This window comes from Chryseobacterium edaphi, assembly GCF_025628985.1.
In the GTDB taxonomy this organism is placed as follows: Bacteria; Bacteroidota; Bacteroidia; order Flavobacteriales; family Weeksellaceae; genus Chryseobacterium; species Chryseobacterium edaphi.
The window spans coordinates 1,337,500-1,356,600 of sequence record NZ_JAOTEM010000001.1 but is presented as its reverse complement, the minus strand read 5'-3'; the positions used below and the strand labels follow the sequence as shown (position 1 = coordinate 1,356,600).

The following is a 19,101-nucleotide window of genomic DNA, read 5'->3' as shown; positions in this document are numbered from 1 at the left end:
TTGTATAACTAATTTACTAGTGATATTTAAAATTGCTGTAATTTAGAACTTTAAAAGATAATTTATGAAAATTCAGAACTTAACAAAAGCAGAAGAACAGGTAATGCAGTATTTATGGAAAATCGAAAAGGGTTTTCTGAAAGATGTTCTTGATCTTTTCCCGGAGCCAAAACCGCATACCAACACCGTTTCTACGATTCTGAAGGTTTTGAAGGATAAAGAATTTGTGGATTATCATGTTTACGGAAGACAGCACGAATATTTTCCTTTAGTTTCTAAAGAGCAGTATTCGGGAAAGACGATGAAAAGTCTTGTGAAAAATTATTTTAAAGGTTCTTACAAAAGTGCTGTTTCTTTTTTGGTTGAAAAAAATGAAATGACCGTTGAAGATCTTGAAATGCTTTTAAACGAACTCAAAAATAAAGACTAATATGGAAGCACTGATTTTATATTTCGGAAAAGTAATCATCTGTTCGGGTGTAATGTTTTTGTATTATCAGTTGTCTTTAAAAGACAAGACGTTTCATCACTACAACAGATTTTACCTTTTGTCGGCAATGTTGATCTCAATTTTTTTGCCGCTCATCAAAGTAGAAGATTTTACCATTGAGGTGAGCAACGATTTGTATTTGCTTCTTAATAAGTTACAAAATTTAAACACAAATAAAACAACAGACAATGACAACACTTATTTTAGAATTATTTTTTCAGCTTTGGGATTGGTGTCTTTCTATTTTTTAGGAAAACTCATCTATGGAATTTTAAAAATCTCTCAGTTTAAAAATCAGTTTCAAAAAGAAACTTTCGAAGGGGTCAATTTCTATCAGACCAACCTTGCAGAAGCGCCATTTTCATATTTTAAAAACCTGTTTTGGAAGAATTCGATCGTGATCAATTCAGACATTGGAAAGCAGATATTAAAACATGAAATGGTACACATTGAGCAGAAACATTCATACGACAAGATTTTTATTGAGGTTATGACTGCTGTATTCTGGTTCAATCCGTTTTTTCATATCATCAAAAAAGAAATAAGCTTAATTCACGAATATCTGGCTGATAAAAAAGCCGTTAAAAAATCGGACACAAAAGCATTTGCGCAGATGCTTTTAGCAAGCCACTTTTCCGGAACACAGTTGCCTGCGACAAGTCCGTTTCTAAGTTCAAACCTCAAAAAAAGACTCAAAATGTTACAAAAACCCCAAACAAAATTCGGGTATGCGCGAAGAATATTTGCACTGCCGGTTTTATTTACCGTTGCTTTTGCTTACATGGTAAATGCTAAAAATAAGGAAATTGCAAAAACCAATATCGAAATTGAAAAAGCAGTTTCTGAAATAAAAAATGACACGATAAGACCCGAAAAAGTTGAAAGACGAGAAGAGATTTTCGCACCAAAAATTTCAAACAAGAGTGAAGGTTCTCAAAAAATTGCTGATCTGAGCATAAAAATTAAGGAAAAATCAAAAGCTTTAAAAACATTAAATCCTGACAGCAAAGATTTCGAAAAAAATGTAGAAGAAATTAGCAGACTTTCAGAAGAAATAAGTAAAGTTTCAATTCAGGAAGATTTTCAAAACCCTGAGTATTTACAGAAAATGAGGGATGAAGTTAAGAAAGCTGACGAGTATTTTAAATCTGACGAATATAGAAACGCTGTGAAAATTTACACAAAAAAGGGATATAATTTCCCTGAATCTCCTTCATTTCCTACTTCACCAAATGCTCCAAACCCACCCATTGCACTGGGTAAAAGTTATTCTGGTATAGCGACATATACTGAAATCAATCCTTCAAATTTATCTAAAAAAGATCAGAGAAAACTTGAAAAACTAGCTAAACAAAAAGCTGAACTGTCAAAAAAACAGGCTGAAATCTCCAAAAAGCAGGCAGAAATTGTAAGAGAAAAAGCTCAAAATAATCCATGGATTATCTCAGTGGATGCTCATGCAAAACCAAATGCTGATTATTCTGTCATTTCAAAATATGTCGACTCTGAAAAGGCAGAAGGAAATAAGGTAATTAAAACACAAAACACCAGAATAATTACGAGTGGCAAAGATAATCTTACTTCTGGAATTAAAAAATTTTATGTGAATGGCAAAGATGCTTTTGAAGATAATATGAAAATTACTATCAACGGAAAAGAATCGTCAAAAGAAGAGATGGATGCCTTAGATTCTAATAATATCCGGGAAATTAATGTTACCAAAAATAAGGTTAACGGAAAATCTGTAGGTGAAATTTCAATTAATACTAAAAAGTAAGAGAGATTAAATAAACAACATTCAAAACCGCACAAAAACTAATACCTATGGAAACTCTCATTTTTTATTTCGGAAAAGTTGTTCTTTGCTCCGCTGTGATGTTTCTTTATTATCAATCATTTTTAAAAGATAAAACTTTTCATCATTACAACAGGTTTTATCTTCTGTTTACGGTTGCAGTTTCCATAGTTTTACCTCTGCTCAAAATTGAATATTTTACAATAGAATTTAGTGAGAAAGTGTATGAAGTTTTTGCGAAATTTCAGAGTGTTAAAGTTTCTAAAGGCACAAATGATGGAATTAATTATCTGAAATATATCAATATTGCAATTATTGGAGTTGCCTTTATACTTTTAATCAAACTTTCTTTTGGAATTTTAAAAATACAAAAGTTCAAAACTCAATTTAAAAAAGAAAAGATTGAAGGGATCAATTTTTACCAGACGAATCTTTCAGAGGCTCCGTTTTCTTATTTTAAAAATCTGTTTTGGAAGAATACGATTATCATCAATTCAGACATCGGAAAGCAGATTTTGAAACATGAGATGGTTCATATCGAGCAGAAACATTCATATGATAAAATTTTTATTGAAATCGTCACCGCTGTTTTCTGGTTCAATCCAATTTTTTATTTAATTAAAAAAGAAATCAATTTAATTCATGAATATTTAGCGGATAAAAAAGCGGTCAGACAATCTGATACAAAAGTGTTTGCACAAATGCTTTTGGCAAGTCATTTCTCCGGAAATCAATTGTCGGTGACCAGTCCGTTTCTGAGTTCAAACCTAAAAAAAAGACTCAAAATGATACAAAAACCCAAAACAAAATTCGGATATGTGCGTAGAATTTCTGCGTTGCCGGTTTTATTCACCGTTGCTTTTGCTTACATGGTGAATGCAAAAAATAAAGAAGTAGAAAAAGTCAACAATGAAGCTGAAAAAATATTCAATTATTCGGAGGCTAAAACTACTAAGTCAGAGGAGAAATTTATTATTTCAGATACTTTAAATACTTCTGAAGTTTCATTGCACGATACGATCAGACCGATAAATTCTGAAATTTCAAATGCGACTATTTCGAACTTGAAGATTTCAAAAAGTGAAGCAAACCCTCTTGAAAAATTTTTAGCTGAAGCTAAAGAAAGTGATATTTTTTTGGTGGAAGGTAAAAAAGTAAATAAATCTGAATATTTAGATTTTTTAGAAAAAAATAAAGAAACGCCCAATTTTATCTTTAGTCATTCAGTTCGTAAATCCGATGACGTCAATTTAATGATTTACAGTGCAGAAAAAAATAGCGACAAACAATCAAGTTCTGTTAGAAACAAATTGATAAAGGAAAATAATTTGGGTAACGATATGTTTTTGTATATGACCAGAATGGTGACTTCTGATGAAGAAAGAGAAAATCTGAGACAATCGGTTTTGGAAGCAGCAAAAGCCAGAAAGTCAGCACAGGAAGCGGCAGATTTGATGAAAAATGAGAGCTTAAACTTCAAAAAAGGAAGAGATTATGATAAAAATCCTTTAACTCAAAACGAAATTAGAGAGCTGCGAGCTGATGCAGAAAAACTTCGAGCCAAATCAGAAAAAGAGTTTGAAGCCAGAAAAGAAAATATGATTATTTTTAAATATGATGCAGTTGTTTCTTACGTTAAAAATGAAGATCAATCAATAACAAGGGATGATAGAAAAGATCCTGTAAAATCAACCGTAATGATGATGCCTCTCAGAGATGGTCAATTTTTTATTGACGGAAAAGAATTTACAAAAGACGAGCTCAAAAAATATATGAAGAGTTTTGAAGATGAAGTTTTTAATAAAGACATCAAAGTAGCAAAAGCTCCTTTCAAAATTGTAAAAATGTACAGAATTCCTTACGGAGATAAAGGTTTTTCGAGATTGGATAAAGTAGAATTTTCCACAAAATAAATTTTAAAAATGAAATTAATTGCTGCTTTCAGTTTGCTAGTTCTCGGAATAATTACAAATGCGCAAAACAAAAGATTTTCTTATGAGTATAAATTCATCCCGGATTCAACCAATATTTCAGATGTAAAAACCGAATTGATGAACTTGGATGTGACTGAATCAGGATCAAAATTTTACAGTTATACGGTTTACAATTCAGATTCTATAATGAAAGTTGATCTGGAAAAACAGCTGGCTACAACGGGTGCAATCAATATTAAATCTGATATGCGAAAAGGATTGGTACAATACAGTATTTCAAAAAAATATCCTAAGTACGAAGTGTTTTTGCATAGCAGAATTCTTTCAGACTTATATAAAGTGTCGGACGAAAGACCAATCGACTGGAAAATAAGTTCAGAAAAGCAAAAAATCGGTGAATGGATGACACAAAAAGCAGAATCTGATTTCGGCGGAAGACATTGGATTGCATGGTTTACAACCGATATTCCGATTCAGGACGGACCTTACAAATTTCATGGACTTCCCGGTTTGATTGTAAAATTGGAAGATCAGACAAAGTCTCATCTTTTTAATTTGCAGGGTGTGAAAAATATTACTGCCATACCGGAAGATGTTTTTGGAACGAAAGAAATTTCTATCAATGCAAAACAATATAGCAAGTTGGTTAAAGACTATGAAAATGATCCAACCAAAGGCCTGAAGCAGATGCAAATGGGCGGAGTTACCATGATTATGAAAGATGGTCAAAATAGTCATATGAAAGATCAGGAAGAACGATTCAAAGCCGCTTTGAAAAAAAATAACAACAAGATAGAACTCAATACCGTTAAATAAAATGAAAAAATTATATTTTGGATTACTATTAGGAATTTGCTGTTCAGTTTCAGCACAAAACCGTTTTTTTTATGAGTATAAATTCATTTCAGACTCTACCGATAAGGCAGATGTGAAAAAAGAAATGATGCTTTTGGACATTGACAAAAACGGATCAAGCTATTACAGCCAGGATAAATTTGTAGCAGATTCTACATCAAAAGCTGATCTTGAGAAACAATTGAAACTCAGCCCGAACAATATCAATATCAGCAGGAGAGAAAAGCCGGGACAGGTTTCTTATAAAGTGACGAAACAATATCCTGATTTCAAAACGTATCTTTTTACAAGAATTTCCAGCGACAATTATAAAATCGAAGAAGATCAGAAACCAGAATGGAAAATTCTTCCCGATAAACAGAAAATAGGGGAGTACAATGCTCAAAAAGCCACAACAAAATTTGGAGGAAGAGAGTGGACGGCTTGGTTTTCTACCGATCTTCCATTTCAGGACGGACCATATAAATTTTATGGACTTCCGGGTTTAATTGTAAAAATTGAAGATAAAACAGGTTCGCATTCGATGACTTTGGTTGGAAATAAAACAATTGCAATAGCTGCTGAAAAAGAGACAGAACTTCCGCAAGGAGTTCAGATCTACGGAATGGGTGGGAAAGATATTGAAATCAATAAAAGCCAATTCAAAAAAGCCTGGAAATCATACGTCAACGATCCGACCAAAAATATGCGGGAAATGATGATGAAGAATACCGAAACAAACAGAGTGGTTTTCAAAACAACTTCAGCAAACGGAAAAGAAATTTCAGATCCGAATCAGGTTTTCAGAGAAATGGAGAAGAAGGCGAAAGAAGGATTTAAGAAGAATAATAATCCTATCGAGCCGGATTTATACAAATAAGATTTGAGAAATTTTATAATAAAAAATGCGAGGAAAATTTTCCTCGCATTTTGTTTGTTTATTTTTTACCGGTTAACCATTGGTCTTGAAGTTTCTTTTCAGCCGCTGTCGGATTTGCTTTAAATTGTAATGTTTCCATTGTCATTTTATCTAAAACAGCTTTTCCTTTAAGCTCGATCTTATCAGATTTATCACCGTTTTTTCTGAGAACAGTAACGGTAACATTTTGTCCGTCTTTAATCGTTTTAGAATAATTAATAAATTCCTGTACGTTTTTAATATCAATTGTTTTGCCATCCAAAGCTACAATTTCGTCAGTAATTTTAAATCCGATACTTTTTGCAAAAGGAGATAAAGCAGAACTTTCATCAAAAATAAAAGTATTGTTTTTTTCATTGTAACCTGTCTGATTTGGATCTTTTACAAACCAGAAGATTGGCGGAGTTTCCTGCTTATTGATTTCTACGCCAACTTGTGACAAATATTCGGCATAAGGAGTCGGCTGACTTCCTGCAATATATTTATTGTAGAAATCTTTTATTTGAGGATAACCTGTAACCGTTACCAATTCGTCAATCAGTTTATCATCTTTGAATGGTTTATTTTCACCAAATCTTTGAGACAGTTTTCTGATCATATCACGGTAACCCATTTCACCATTAGATAATTTTCTTAATTCAATATCAAGACACATCGTCAAAAGCGTCCCTTTTTCGTAGACATTTCTGTATTGATCTTTATATTCGTCAAGCAAAATATTTTTACTCATTACCGTAAACGGCATAGTGTCGTTGTAGCTTTTTGAATTTTTAATTTTATCACTTATTCTTTGAAGAAACTGATCTTTCGTGATCAAACCTTCCTGGATCTGGAATAAGTTGGCAAAATATTCAGTTCCGCCTTCATACATCCAAAGATGCTGAGACATTTTCGGGTCTGCATAATCAAAATAATGAATTTCTTCAGAATGTGTTTTTAAAGGATTCACGGTGTGAAAGAACTCGTGAGAAACTACGTCTACAATGGCTTCATCAATTGCTTCTTTAGGCATCATTTCGTGTAAAACAACACTTGTCGACTCATGATGTTCCAATGCTCCAAAACCTTTTATTTGCGGACCTTCTGTTCCCGCAAGATAAAGCATGATCGCATATTTTTTATTGGTATTCATGTCTCCCAAAAATTTCTTTTGAGCTACAACCATTTTTTCAAGGTTTTCTTTAAAATCTGCCGCTTTATATTTTCCTGTCGGTGAGTAAACTCCCAAAACCAAGTCCATTCCACCCGCGTTGAACGTGATAAAATCAGGTTTTGAATACATCAAAGGAGAATCTGTCAGTTTAGCATAATTTGCCAAAGTGAAAGTATCGGTTGCTTCAGATTTGTCCTGATCAACCAAAGCGGTTGTTCCATAAAAATCAGCAGGTTTCTGAATAATCAATTGATAGGGAACATCCTGCATATTATCTATGTACCCAACAAATCCGTGAGTATTGACCATATAAATTTTCCCTTGCTCAATATCGGTTCCTGATGGTGAGAATACAGCTTTATGCTTTGTTGCATCACCTTCTTCATCAAAACTGTCATTCACAAAATACGTAACTTTCGTTAAAGCCTGTGCGTTTTTCAGCGTGTAAGTATTGTCTCCAACTTTTGTGAAAGTCAATTCTTTTCCTTTATTATCTAAAAATTTAATTCCTTCGATAAATCTTCCGTAATCATCCACAGAATATGTTCCCGGAACGGTTTTAGGAAAATGAAATTTCACATCTCCGGATTTCATTTTCGGAAATTCCATCGTTACGGCAACTTTGTCGTCTTTTACGTTGACCAAATCGATATTTGTTTTGATTGACTGTGCATTAACGAAAGCTGCTGCAAGAATTCCTAAGCTAAGTGCTGTTTTTTTCATTAGGTTTATTTTATAGATAAGTAGTTGATGGAAAATTGAATTTGTTACATAAATTAAAACTTTTTTGTCATTTTATTTATGTATTTAAATAGAGGACTTTTTTGGTCAATAATAATTCTATCAGTATGTGGAGTTTTAAAATACGACTCCATGAAAATTTTATCATCTTCCTCTGCTAATGACTTCAGTACAGAATGGGTTAAAAGGCATTTTGGATAATCATTGTGAAAATTAAAAATATTTTCCTCTGAGTTGCTATGTAAAACTCCCAATAGAAAATTTATTCGTTCCAAAAATGGAAGAGAATTTTTATCATTTGAATCAATAGCACTGAAAATTGAAGTAGAAAAATTAAACTGATCATTAATGATAGGAGTTCCTATGTTAAAGAAAAAATCTATCAATGAATTTACAAGGTTTACAGATTGTAAAGAGGCACCTTTTTTTTCTTCAAAATAATTAATTATTAAATCATTCTCAAGTTTAGATTCTTTCAGAATTTTGATTGAATGCTTTAAGAGAACATCAAAACTGTGAAGTTTTTGTTCATCTATTTTCCAATCATAATTTAAGAAACTCACAGTTCTGAAATTCCCGGTTGCAGAATTGAAACCTCCCGAATAATTATTAATCCACCCTGCTAAATAAAAAAAAGATAAACTCATCTAATATATTAATTAACCTTCTTATACTTCAAATAATAATTCTTATTAAACTCAACCGGCTGGCTACTTTTAAGTGTAATATTCTGCCAAGATTCAGTAGGCGAAATCGTCTGATCACCAAATCTCACAGGAAGATTTAGATTTTTAACAACATTTGTAAAACGATATTTCAGTTCTGTTCCATTTTGTGAATATTCCAAAACCGGAACTTTTGTTGTTCTTAAATATTGATTGAAAATACTCGAAAAATCAATTCCCGACTTTTCAGAAATGTACTTTTCAATCTGTTCGGTTGTAACGGTTTGATGATAAAAATCTTTATTTAAACCTCTCAAAATCTGCCTGAATTTCTCATCGTTATTGATCACCTGTCGCATCGTGTGAAGCATGCTTGCTCCTTTAGGATACATGTCGCCGCTTCCTTCATTTCTCACCCCATATTTTCCGATGATCGGAATATCATTAGCAATATTATTCTGAATTCCCTGAGCGTAAATATCCGCAGATTTTTTATCCATATAATCTTCCGTAAAAAGTACTTCAGAATACATCGTGAAACTCTCATGAATCCACATATCTGCCTGATCTTTTGCCGTAATATTGTTGGCAAACCATTCGTGACCACTTTCATGGATGATGATGTAATCCCAGTTTAAACCAATCCCAGTTCCAGAAAGATCATTTCCCAAATATCCGTTCACATATTGATTTCCGTAGGCAATATTGCTCTGATGTTCCATTCCCAAATACGGTGAATCAACCAATTTGTAAGAATCTTCATAGAAAGGATAAGGTCCGAACCAATATTCAAAGGCTTTTAACATGGGTTTTACCTGTTGAAACTGTTTTTTTGCTTTCTCTAAATTATAATCGATCACCCAATAATCGAGATCTAGTTTTCCCTTTTCGCCGCTGTAAGAATCTTTAAAATTGACATATTTTCCGATATTCGGAATGATAGAGTATGCGTTGATAGGATTTTTAACTTCCCAGGTGAAAATATTTTTACCGTTTTCTGTTTTTTTGTTGATCAACTTACCATTTCCGATCCCTACCAAATCTGATGGAGTCACAATTTTCATAACGATTCCGTTTTCAGGCTCGTCGCTCCAGATATCTTTTGTAGGAAGCCAGATCGAAGCACCAATTCCTTCATCTGCAACACTGATCCATGGATTTCCTTTGTCGTCTTTTGTAAAAACCCAACCTCCGTCCCAAGGTGCGTTTTTTGCAATAACAGGATTTCCTGAATATGTGATATCAATCGTATATTTTTCCCCTTTTTTGAAACTATTGTTGGCTGTAATGAATATAAAATCGCCGTCTCTTTTAAAATCATTTTTAGTAGGGAAACTGCATTCGATTTTATCGGCCTTCATCGGTTTTTGAAGATCGATTTGAAAGACAGGATTTGTCACATCTTTTACAATTTCAAAACTAATTTTATTGTTTCCTTTTATGCTTCTTTGCTCGAAGTTAGGTTCAACAGACAATTCATATTTCTTAACATCCCAAAAATTACGGAATTTGGTATTTGAGCCTTTTAAAGTATCCTGTTTTGTGAAGGTTTTATTTTGCTCAAAAAATTGTCCGAAAGTCAATCCTGAAGCCAATAAAATAGAGTATGAAATCTTTTTCATATGATGTGAAATTTGATGTTTTCAAAAATATAAAATTTAATCTCAATAATGTGCATCAGGACTGAAATATATGCTCCATAACACAAAACTTATGTAGATCCAAAGCAGGGAAAAGATAATATGCACAGTCGTTTCGAATAATTTGCCTTTCCATAGTTTTGATGAATAGCCAAAAAACTGAATGACGAGTCGGAAAGTCCAGAAAATTGCCAATCCCAAGATGATTTTTTCACCGAGATTAGTTTCCATTAATTCTGATGAAGACGTGAGAAGTAATAGACCCATCAAAAAGACGGTGAAAGCAATGAAAATGGTATGAACTTTCATTATTTGACGGTTGATCAGACTCAATGATCTGAATTCTTTTTCCCATTCAAAATATTTAGGAAAAATAATATGAATCAATGCTAAAACAGTGAAGATAATTCCGATAATAATTAAATGAGTATGCATTGTCAAAAGTTTTAAGGTGTACAAATAAAAATAGACATAAATGGAGTAAACTTAATTTCTTCAAAAGTTTTGAAACCGGAATTTTCAAAAGCATTTCTCCAGATTTTTTTTGGAAAAAAATGAGTAAAACCTACCGAGAAAGCCAGAAAATTTGGAAAATCACGTAAATGTTCAACCATTATTACTTTTCCATTTGGTTTACAAACCCGGTGACATTCTTTTAAAAATTGAATTTTTTCGTTATTTGATCTGATCTCATGAACCGCCGAAAGAAGAAAAATAAGATCAACAGAATCATCATTCATTTCAATTGAATCTGATTTAATTTGTTGTGTATTGGGATAAACCAAACTCACTTTTCTTGCTCTTATGATTGCAGGTTCGGTATGTCGTTCTGAATCATAAAAATCAAAAACCTTCAGATCTGCATTGGGGAAATTGTTTTTAATGATAAAACTTGTCTCGTCAAAACCCGCATTGATATTGATAACTTGTTTAATGTTAGAATGATCAATTGAACATTTTTGAAGCCAGTCAAAATTATAATATCCTGAGAAATCATAAACATAAGCTGAGACAATCAAAGGCATAATCAATCCGTACAGAAACGAAATGATGATAATCCAAAATAAAATATCTGACCATTCAAATAATTTGTAACTGATGATAATCAAAGCTAAAATCCCGATTCCAAAAAAATAAAAATGTCGGTTGAAGCTTAAAATATTCAAAACACCTTGAAATTTTCTTCTGTTTATTTCCATGATTCTATTTTTCCTTTTTTCCAGTAATACGGAATGTTTTTAATGACAAAAGCATTGGCCAAAATGGGATTTTTCAATTTTAATTGATCCAAAAAATCAAAATGATAAACCAAAACTTTTACAGGTTCTGGAGCCCAGTTTTGTCTTACACCTTCAATGATCAGAACTTCTTTCGTTTTTCCATTATAAGTAAATGTGAACGGTAAAGGTCCTGCAAATCTTCTGGCTTCTTTCCAGTCTGCAAAGGGTGAATTTTCTGGAAGACTAATATTTTCTTCATTTTGACTCAATTTTACATTAAATTTTGACTGAATTGACTGAATTTCTTTAGTATATTCTGTTTCAGTTTGATAAATATCAGTCGTTGTATAATTGTAATGGGTGAAAATATTTCCCATGAATTCCATTTTCTTTTTATCGGTTTCAGATTTTAAAATGTATAAACCTCGCAGTCTTTTTCCAGCATTGTTAGTATATCGTACAAAAACACGATAGCCAATCAAGAAAAAATCGTTTCCCAGAAATTTCGGAAAACCTTTTGGTCTTAAATCTTTTGTCTGAACCATAGCCGCGGCTACAAAAGCCCATTTATCCTGAAAAGTATCCAATTCGAGACATTCCGGAATGAGATGCTGCAATTCTTCTTTTGGAATTGCAAATGTGAAAACAATAGAACTTTCAAAAAATGCTTCTACAGCAAACGGATGATTTTTTAGAAATTTCATGATATTTTTGTGATTTTTTGTTTTAAATAAAATTCATTGAAATAAATCAGCACAATAAACAAAAATGCAAACAACGAATTGTAATGTCCCCAAAGTAATAAATCGGGAACTAAAATGAATTCGAGAATATTCATTGATGCGATAATAGCGATTTGAGTAATTGCATTCAGTTTTGTTTTAAATCCTGATAAAATCCAGACAGCCATGATTATTTCTGAAATTCCGATAAGAATCGTCAAAATCCTTGAATGATCGTCACTCAAAATTCTAGAAACAATTTCCTGATGTCTCGGAACTAAGTTTAGAACTTTACAAAACAGGCCATTGATAAGCCAGACTGCTGCAATGAAATAGTTAAATATTTTATTCATCTTGATTGATGTTTTTATTTCTAAACAAATATAATTAAATATTTTGAACTTTCAGTAATTATTGAAAGTTTAATTTTAAAAAAATAGTTTATCAGATTTTATTCCAATAAACTATTTAATTTATAATTGCATTTAATTGCTTCAGTTTTCTCTTACAGCAGGAAGTTTTGCTTCTCTTTTCTGTACTTTTTTATAAGTATAAGCACACATCAAAATACTGAATTCATAAAGGAATAATAGTGGTAAAGCTGCCATCATCATACTTAAAACATCTGCCGGAGTTATAATTGCAGCGACAACCATAATCAAAACGATTGCGTGTCTTCTGTATTTTTTCATGAAAGCAGGATTCAGAATTCCAATGCTCGTCAGAAAATAAATAAGAACCGGAAATAGAAAAACTACGCCCATTCCCATCACAACCTGCAAGAAAAGAGTGGTATAATCACTCAAATCGTAAAGCGGAATAATTATATCTGAAATTTTAAAGATAACTCCAAAATTGACAGCAAAAGGTAAAATCAAAAAGTAACCACATAAAACGCCCATCATAAACAAAATCCACACGGAATTGATGATAAATAGTGAATTTTTTCTTTCGTTGGGATGCAAAGCCGGACTGATAAATCGCCATAATTCCCAAACGATATAAGGAAAACCAATCACCAAACCTCCGAATATGGAGACAGCCATCATCACATTAAACTGCTGATACAGCCTTTGTACACGTACCGGAAATTCTTTGGGAAGCTCAATACTGTCTTCGCCCAAAATCATTCTCGAAAAATGATTGACAACTTTAAAAGTAGGAAAATCATTTCTGGTCGGCCCGAAAAAGACGTGATCCATAATCCAATTGATATTGAATCCAACGACTACAGCAGCGATAATGATAACAATAATTGAACGAATAAGATGACCCCTAAGTTCACCAATATGTCCGAAAAAGGACATTTCTTTACCTTCACTCACAGAATTTTTTTTAATGTTTTCAAATTTATGAAAAAAAGTGGGGAGTTGGATGATTGAAATTTGAGATTCAGTGTTTTAATCAATGTTTTGCAATTTTTTCACTAAAATTAAATCTCAACCTTAATCTCAATCTCAGCTTTTTATCTAATTAATTCCTTCGTCCAAAAGCTTATGAATATCAATAATCCCAAAATACTGTCCGTTGTGTGTAACGATCAGCTGTCCTATATTGTTGTCTTTTAAAACTTTCATGGCTTCCTTTGCTAAAAAATCTTTTTCGATGGTTTTAGGATTTCCGGACATAATATTTTTAGCCAAAACTTTAGAAATATCGTCGCCATTCAGTAACATTCTTCGTAAATCTCCATCTGTAATGACACCAATGATTTTCTCTTCGTTGGTTACAACCGTAATTCCATGACTTGAAGCGCTGATTGAGATAATCACGTCTCTGATTGAAGATTCTTCTGTAACCTGAGGTTTTTGAGAAGAAACAAATTGTTCAACTCTTGCTGTTAAGTTTTTACCCAAACTTCCACCCGGATGAAATTTAGCAAAATCATTTTCCTTAAAATCATTTAATTCCATCAAAGAAATCGCTAAAGCATCACCTAAAGCCATTTGTAAAGTCGTTGAACTTGTGGGAGCCAATTTATTCGGGCAGGCTTCTAAATCTACATGAGTGTTTAAAATTACATCCGAATATTCTGCAAGTTTGCTTTTTCTGTTTCCGGTCATTCCTATCAATGCGGAAGAGTAATCTTTAAGATAAGTCACAAGATTGATGATTTCAGGAGAATTTCCGGAGTTTGAGATACATAAAACGACATCCTGCTTCTGAATTACTCCCAAATCACCATGAATAGCTTCTGAAGCATGTAAAAACTGTGATGGAGTTCCTGTAGAATTTAATGTTGCAACGATTTTATTTCCGACATGAGCAGATTTTCCGATTCCTACAACGATCAATTTTCCTTTTGCAGAATGTATGATTTCAACTGCTTTTACAAAGTCTTCATCTATTCTGTTTTTCAATTTTTCTAATTCGGCGATTTCTATAGCTAATGTGCTCTTGGCGATTGAAATAATGTTTGATGTGTCCATTTTTCCGATATGATTTCTGTCTAAACTATTCCAAAGTAAAACTGCGATATTTAAGAATCTTTAACGCAGGTTTTATTTTTTATAAACTTGTTTACTTTTATTTTCAGTAAAAAAGTTATAACTTTGGGTTAGATGCAAATTTAGCAATACAAATTTAGATGAGCGCAAAAAAAGCCAATTTATCAGGCGAGTTAAAGAAATACTTCGGATTTTCTACTTTCAAAGGTCAGCAGGAACTTATTATTGAAGAACTGTTACAGGGCAAAGATATTTTTGTTTTGATGCCGACCGGAGGTGGTAAATCTTTGTGTTATCAACTACCCGCCCTTATTTCTGAAGGAACTGCTATTGTAGTTTCTCCATTGATTGCTTTAATGAAAAATCAGGTAGACGCCGTAAACGGATTGTCTTCTGAAAATGGAGTAGCCCATGTTCTTAATTCTTCTCTTAACAAAACTCAGACCAAACAGGTTTTTGATGATATAAAAAGTGGAAAAACAAAACTTCTCTACGTAGCTCCAGAATCTTTGATTAAAGAAGATTATCTTGAATTTTTCAGAGATGTGAAAATTTCATTTGTTGCCATTGATGAGGCTCACTGTATCTCAGAATGGGGACATGATTTCAGACCCGAATATAGAAATTTAAAATCAATAATCGATAAAATTGCTGATGTTCCTGTGATTGCTCTTACTGCGACTGCTACACCAAAAGTTCAGGATGATATTCAGAAAACTTTGGGAATGACGGATGCTTTAGTTTTTAAAGAAAGCTTTAACAGAGCTAATTTATATTATGAAGTTCGACCGAAAGTGAATGTAGATAAAGAGATTGTAAAATTTATCAATAAGCATAAAGGTAAATCAGGAATTGTTTATTGTTTAAGCCGGAGAAAAGTTGAAGAATTTGCTCAGCTTTTGCAGGTTAACGGAATCAACGCGCTTCCTTATCATGCAGGTTTAGATCAAAAAGTAAGAGTCACCAATCAGGATAAATTTCTGATGGAGGAAGCCGACGTAATTGTTGCTACGATCGCTTTTGGAATGGGAATTGACAAACCGGATGTTCGTTTTGTGATTCACTATGATTTCCCAAAATCTCTTGAAAGTTATTATCAGGAAACCGGTCGTGCAGGACGAGATGGAGGAGAAGGTCACTGTTTGGCATTCTACGATCCTAAAGATATTGAAAAATTAGAAAAATTCTTGGCTCAAAAGCCTGTCTCCGAAAGAGAAATCGGTTTGCAGCTTTTAAATGAAGTGGTAGGTTACGCCGAAACTTCCATGAGCCGAAGACAATATATATTGTATTATTTTGGTGAAACATTCGATCCTGTAAAAGGTGAAGGAGCCAATATGTGTGACAACGCATCAAACCCTCCAAAATTAAAAGATGCCACAAAAGATTTAGAAAAAGTTTTGGAACTCATCAAGGAAACCAATGAAAAATTCAAATCTAAGGATTTGATTTCTGTTATTGTGGGAAAAGAAAATGCGGTTACCAAATCTTATAAGCTTGAGCAGACTTCATTTTTCGGTTTTGGAAAAAATGAAAAAGACAATTACTGGAAAACAATTTTGAGACAGGCAACAGTACAGAATTTTTTACAAAAAGATATTGAAACCTATGGTGTTCTAAAAATATCACCAAAGGGACATCAAGTGATTGATGGAAAATTTAAAGAATCATTCTCGATTGCTGAAGATCGTGAATTTGATCTTTCACAAACCAAAGCAGACAGCGATCAGGTACAAATGCAGGCAGCAGGAGGTTTAGACCAGAATTTATTCGGATTGTTGAAAGAACTTAGAAAAAAAGTTGCTAAGAAACATGGAATTCCACCTTATACGGTTTTCATGGATCCGAGTTTGGAAGATATGACCGTTCAATATCCGATTACGCTTGAAGAAATTGCGAAAATTTATGGAGTTGGTGAAGGAAAAGCCAAAAAATACGGTAAAGAATTCGCTGATTTTATTTCTAAATATGTTGAAGACAACAATATTGAGCGTACTCAGGATATGGTTCTGAAAAATGTAGCCAATAAATCGAGCCATAAAGTTTTCATTATTCAAAGCACTGATAAAAAAATTGACCTTGAAGACATTGCAAGAGCTAAAAATCTTTCAATGAATGATTTGTTGAAAGAAATGGAACGTATTGTTTATCAGGGGACAAAACTGAATATCGATTATTATATTGAAGAAAATTTTGATGAAGATATTGTAGATGAATTCATGGAATTTATGACAGAATCTGAAAGCGACAGCATGAAAGTTTTGCTGGATGAGTTTGGAGATGAACTTTCTGATGATGAAGTTAGAATGTTAAGGATTAAATTTATCAGTGACGTTGCCAATTAATTATAAAGAATATTGAAATGGAAAATCCAATTACTGAAGCAAAGAAAGAGCTCATTCAATGGATTAAAGATATGGAAGAGCTTGAAGACATTGCCGAACTGATGAAAATCAAGAGCAGAATGACTTCAGACGGAAAAGTGGCGGAACAACAGCCACAATACGTTGTTGAAGATGATTTTGATGCAAGATTTGCTAAGGGAATTTCTCATACAGAAATGAGAAGAAGAACAATAGAACACGTCAGAAATCTACCTTGGAAATAATAATTGTATATAAGCAAGAGTTTGAAAATAAAATCAATGATCTTGTGGATATTCTGTATAGTAGAAAATATTTTGGTTTTGAAGATTATGCGGTAGAGTATATTGAAAAGATTTATGATTTCATAGGTAATAAAATTTCAAAACCAATTAGTAGAAATACACCACAACCTTTTCAAAAGTTTGGCAAAAAGTTTTTAAGATATAAAGCAAACAGTCATACTTTTTGGTATGTTTTTTTCGATCAAAGAGACGACAAATTTTTAATCAATCATATATTGAACAATCATTCTCAGGATTTTCCTTATCTCATTTAGGATAATACTATTAATCAATAAAAAAAATAACTTTTAAAAGAATTTTTCAAACGAGATCTTTAAGATGAAAAAGAAAATTTCTGTCATATTTATTCTGCCGGATCTCGAAACCGGAGGTGCAGAAAGAATCGTTACCACCATCGCAAACCATCTTTCCAGAGATAAGTTTGAGCCAAAGATTTTGCTATTGCGCAAACAAGGTGGTTATCTTGATTTTCTTAAAAGTGACGTGGAAATTATTGATATTGATACCGAAAGAATCAGACATTCTTTAAAACCGATTTTGAAAGAAATTTACCGCAGAAAACCTGATATAGTTTTTTCCGGATTTGGTGAGGTTAATGCATATCTATCTTTATTTATCAAACTTTTTCCTAAGGTAAAGTTCATTGCCAGAGAAACCAATGTCGTTTCGGAACACGTGACCAAAAAAGAGATTAAATTTTTCTATAATTTTTATAATAATTATCAGCAAATCATCGCGCAAAGTGATGACATGATGAATGATCTGATTAATAATTTTAAAATCAACCGTTCAAAGGTTATTAAAATAAATAATCCTGTTGACTTTGATTTTATCAATGAAAAACTGTTGTTTTCTCAAAAACCAGAAAGCTTTAAATACAATTATAAAAATGTTGTCGCCATTGGGAATTTGTCTGCCAGAAAAGGTTTTGATAATTTGTTGAAAGTATTTTCAAGATTAAAAAATGAGAAAATTATTCTTCATATTTTGGGTGATGGGAAAGACCGTGAAATTCTTCATCAGATGAAAGATTTTTTAGGTTTAAAGAATGTCGTTTTTCATGGGAGACAGGAAAATCCGTACGAGTTTTTGAAATTTGCAGATTTATTTATCCTTTCATCAAGATATGAAGGTTTTCCGAATGTTTTGTTGGAGGCCGGAGCGTGTGGAACTTATTCTTTGGCAAATAATTGTCCGGGCGGAATCAATGAAATTATCCAAAACGACATCAACGGAGAAATTGGTAATATTGACAATCATGAGGATTTTGCACAAAAAATAAGATCTATTTTACAGCAGAATTATGATAAAGAATGGATTATTAATTCAATTAAATCAAGATTTTCCAAAGATATAATTTTAGATAACTATGAAAAGGTTTTGCTGGCATTGATGAATAGATAATTAGTCTTTATAATTCTTTAAATTTGCAATTCAATTTATCAAAATCAATTATCCATCCATGAAAAAACTTCCGAAATTGGGTTGTGCCTGCGAAAAACACGACCTAATTGAATCTGAATACAGAACTTCAAACGTAGGTACAGATCTTACTGAAAACAGAAATGCTGAAGTAAGCGTAATTCAATGCAGACTTTGTCAGAGAATCTGGCTCAAATATGATATCTTATTTCAAAATTCTCCACAATCCGCAAGATGGTTCAAAGGAATTATTGCCAAAAAAGATGTTGCAGGAATAAAACCGGAGGATGCGATTAAGCACTTGGAGAATCTTGACTGGTACATTTGTGGAGGCGAATTTTTCGGAAATAAAGAAGCATTCGGAGAAGGAAAGTTGAATTTTGTTTAGGAAATTACATCATGACCAAACTTAGCATTTTTGAAATTGCAAATTAAGGCAAATGAAAAATAA

Annotated in this window: 19 protein-coding genes; 10 read left to right on the top strand and 9 right to left on the bottom strand. The window is 32.5% G+C overall.

The window, feature by feature from the left end; all coding sequences use genetic code 11:
- Positions 1-64: 64 nt before the first annotated feature.
- Genes NZ698_RS06415 through NZ698_RS06395 form a run of 5 tightly spaced genes read left to right on the top strand, consistent with a single transcriptional unit; the run spans position 65 to position 5,933 of the window.
- Positions 65-430 carry a BlaI/MecI/CopY family transcriptional regulator gene (locus NZ698_RS06415; protein WP_263002250.1) on the top strand — a complete coding sequence of 122 codons (366 nt, stop codon included), beginning with the start codon at positions 65-67 and terminating at the stop codon, positions 428-430.
- 1 nt (position 431) lies between these two features.
- Positions 432-2,267, top strand: a complete 1,836-nt coding sequence (locus tag NZ698_RS06410) for a M56 family metallopeptidase (RefSeq protein WP_263002249.1) — start codon at positions 432-434, stop codon at positions 2,265-2,267.
- A 47-nt stretch (positions 2,268-2,314) separates the two neighbouring features.
- Positions 2,315-4,198 carry a M56 family metallopeptidase gene (locus NZ698_RS06405; protein ID WP_263002248.1) on the top strand — a complete coding sequence of 628 codons (1,884 nt, stop codon included), beginning with the start codon at positions 2,315-2,317 and terminating at the stop codon, positions 4,196-4,198.
- 9 nt (positions 4,199-4,207) lie between these two features.
- On the top strand, positions 4,208-5,035 hold the full coding sequence (locus NZ698_RS06400) for a GLPGLI family protein (protein WP_263002247.1): 828 nt from the start codon (positions 4,208-4,210) through the stop codon (positions 5,033-5,035).
- Position 5,036: 1 nt separating this feature from the next.
- Positions 5,037-5,933: a GLPGLI family protein gene (locus tag NZ698_RS06395; protein WP_263002246.1), complete on the top strand. Its 897-nt coding sequence runs from the start codon at positions 5,037-5,039 to the stop codon at positions 5,931-5,933.
- A gap of 58 nt (positions 5,934-5,991) precedes the next feature.
- Here NZ698_RS06395 and NZ698_RS06390 read toward each other — a convergent pair whose 3' ends face one another.
- From NZ698_RS06390 to NZ698_RS06350, 9 genes are all read right to left on the bottom strand, one after another.
- The gene (locus NZ698_RS06390) at positions 5,992-7,848 is read right to left on the bottom strand and encodes a M61 family metallopeptidase (protein ID WP_263002245.1); all 1,857 of its coding nucleotides are present in this window, start codon (positions 7,846-7,848) and stop codon (positions 5,992-5,994) included.
- Positions 7,849-7,901: 53 nt separating this feature from the next.
- Complete coding sequence (locus NZ698_RS06385; protein ID WP_263002244.1) at positions 7,902-8,513, bottom strand: hypothetical protein; 612 nt, start codon at positions 8,511-8,513, stop codon at positions 7,902-7,904.
- An 8-nt stretch (positions 8,514-8,521) separates the two neighbouring features.
- The gene (locus NZ698_RS06380) at positions 8,522-10,153 is read right to left on the bottom strand and encodes a M1 family metallopeptidase (protein WP_263002243.1); all 1,632 of its coding nucleotides are present in this window, start codon (positions 10,151-10,153) and stop codon (positions 8,522-8,524) included.
- A 42-nt stretch (positions 10,154-10,195) separates the two neighbouring features.
- The gene (locus tag NZ698_RS06375) at positions 10,196-10,606 is read right to left on the bottom strand and encodes a hypothetical protein (protein WP_263002242.1); all 411 of its coding nucleotides are present in this window, start codon (positions 10,604-10,606) and stop codon (positions 10,196-10,198) included.
- A gap of 11 nt (positions 10,607-10,617) precedes the next feature.
- A complete protein-coding gene (locus tag NZ698_RS06370; RefSeq protein WP_263002241.1) occupies positions 10,618-11,370 on the bottom strand; it encodes a class I SAM-dependent methyltransferase in 753 nt (250 codons plus the stop codon).
- A complete protein-coding gene (locus NZ698_RS06365; RefSeq protein ID WP_263002240.1) occupies positions 11,361-12,095 on the bottom strand; it encodes a DUF2071 domain-containing protein in 735 nt (244 codons plus the stop codon). Before NZ698_RS06365 ends, NZ698_RS06370 begins: the two co-directional genes overlap by 10 nt.
- A complete protein-coding gene (locus NZ698_RS06360) occupies positions 12,092-12,466 on the bottom strand; it encodes a DoxX-like family protein (protein WP_263002239.1) in 375 nt (124 codons plus the stop codon). The genes NZ698_RS06365 and NZ698_RS06360 overlap by 4 nt, the downstream gene beginning before the upstream one ends.
- 141 nt (positions 12,467-12,607) lie before the next feature.
- Entirely contained in the window at positions 12,608-13,438 is an 831-nt protein-coding gene (gene tatC / locus NZ698_RS06355; protein WP_263002238.1) for a twin-arginine translocase subunit TatC, read from the bottom strand.
- Between the two features lie 144 nt (positions 13,439-13,582).
- The gene (locus NZ698_RS06350) at positions 13,583-14,542 is read right to left on the bottom strand and encodes a KpsF/GutQ family sugar-phosphate isomerase (RefSeq protein WP_263002237.1); all 960 of its coding nucleotides are present in this window, start codon (positions 14,540-14,542) and stop codon (positions 13,583-13,585) included.
- A 158-nt stretch (positions 14,543-14,700) separates the two neighbouring features.
- On the opposite strand from NZ698_RS06350, the gene recQ reads away from it, so the two are divergent.
- From recQ to NZ698_RS06325, 5 genes are all read left to right on the top strand, one after another.
- On the top strand, positions 14,701-16,905 hold the full coding sequence (gene recQ, locus NZ698_RS06345) for a DNA helicase RecQ (protein WP_263002236.1): 2,205 nt from the start codon (positions 14,701-14,703) through the stop codon (positions 16,903-16,905).
- A gap of 17 nt (positions 16,906-16,922) precedes the next feature.
- The gene (locus tag NZ698_RS06340; protein ID WP_263002235.1) at positions 16,923-17,168 is read left to right on the top strand and encodes a hypothetical protein; all 246 of its coding nucleotides are present in this window, start codon (positions 16,923-16,925) and stop codon (positions 17,166-17,168) included.
- Positions 17,159-17,482 carry a hypothetical protein gene (locus NZ698_RS06335; protein ID WP_263002234.1) on the top strand — a complete coding sequence of 108 codons (324 nt, stop codon included), beginning with the start codon at positions 17,159-17,161 and terminating at the stop codon, positions 17,480-17,482. The genes NZ698_RS06340 and NZ698_RS06335 overlap by 10 nt, the downstream gene beginning before the upstream one ends.
- 64 nt (positions 17,483-17,546) lie before the next feature.
- A complete protein-coding gene (locus tag NZ698_RS06330; protein ID WP_263002233.1) occupies positions 17,547-18,632 on the top strand; it encodes a glycosyltransferase in 1,086 nt (361 codons plus the stop codon).
- Between the two features lie 58 nt (positions 18,633-18,690).
- Positions 18,691-19,038: a hypothetical protein gene (locus tag NZ698_RS06325; RefSeq protein ID WP_263002232.1), complete on the top strand. Its 348-nt coding sequence runs from the start codon at positions 18,691-18,693 to the stop codon at positions 19,036-19,038.
- Positions 19,039-19,101: the final 63 nt, after the last annotated feature.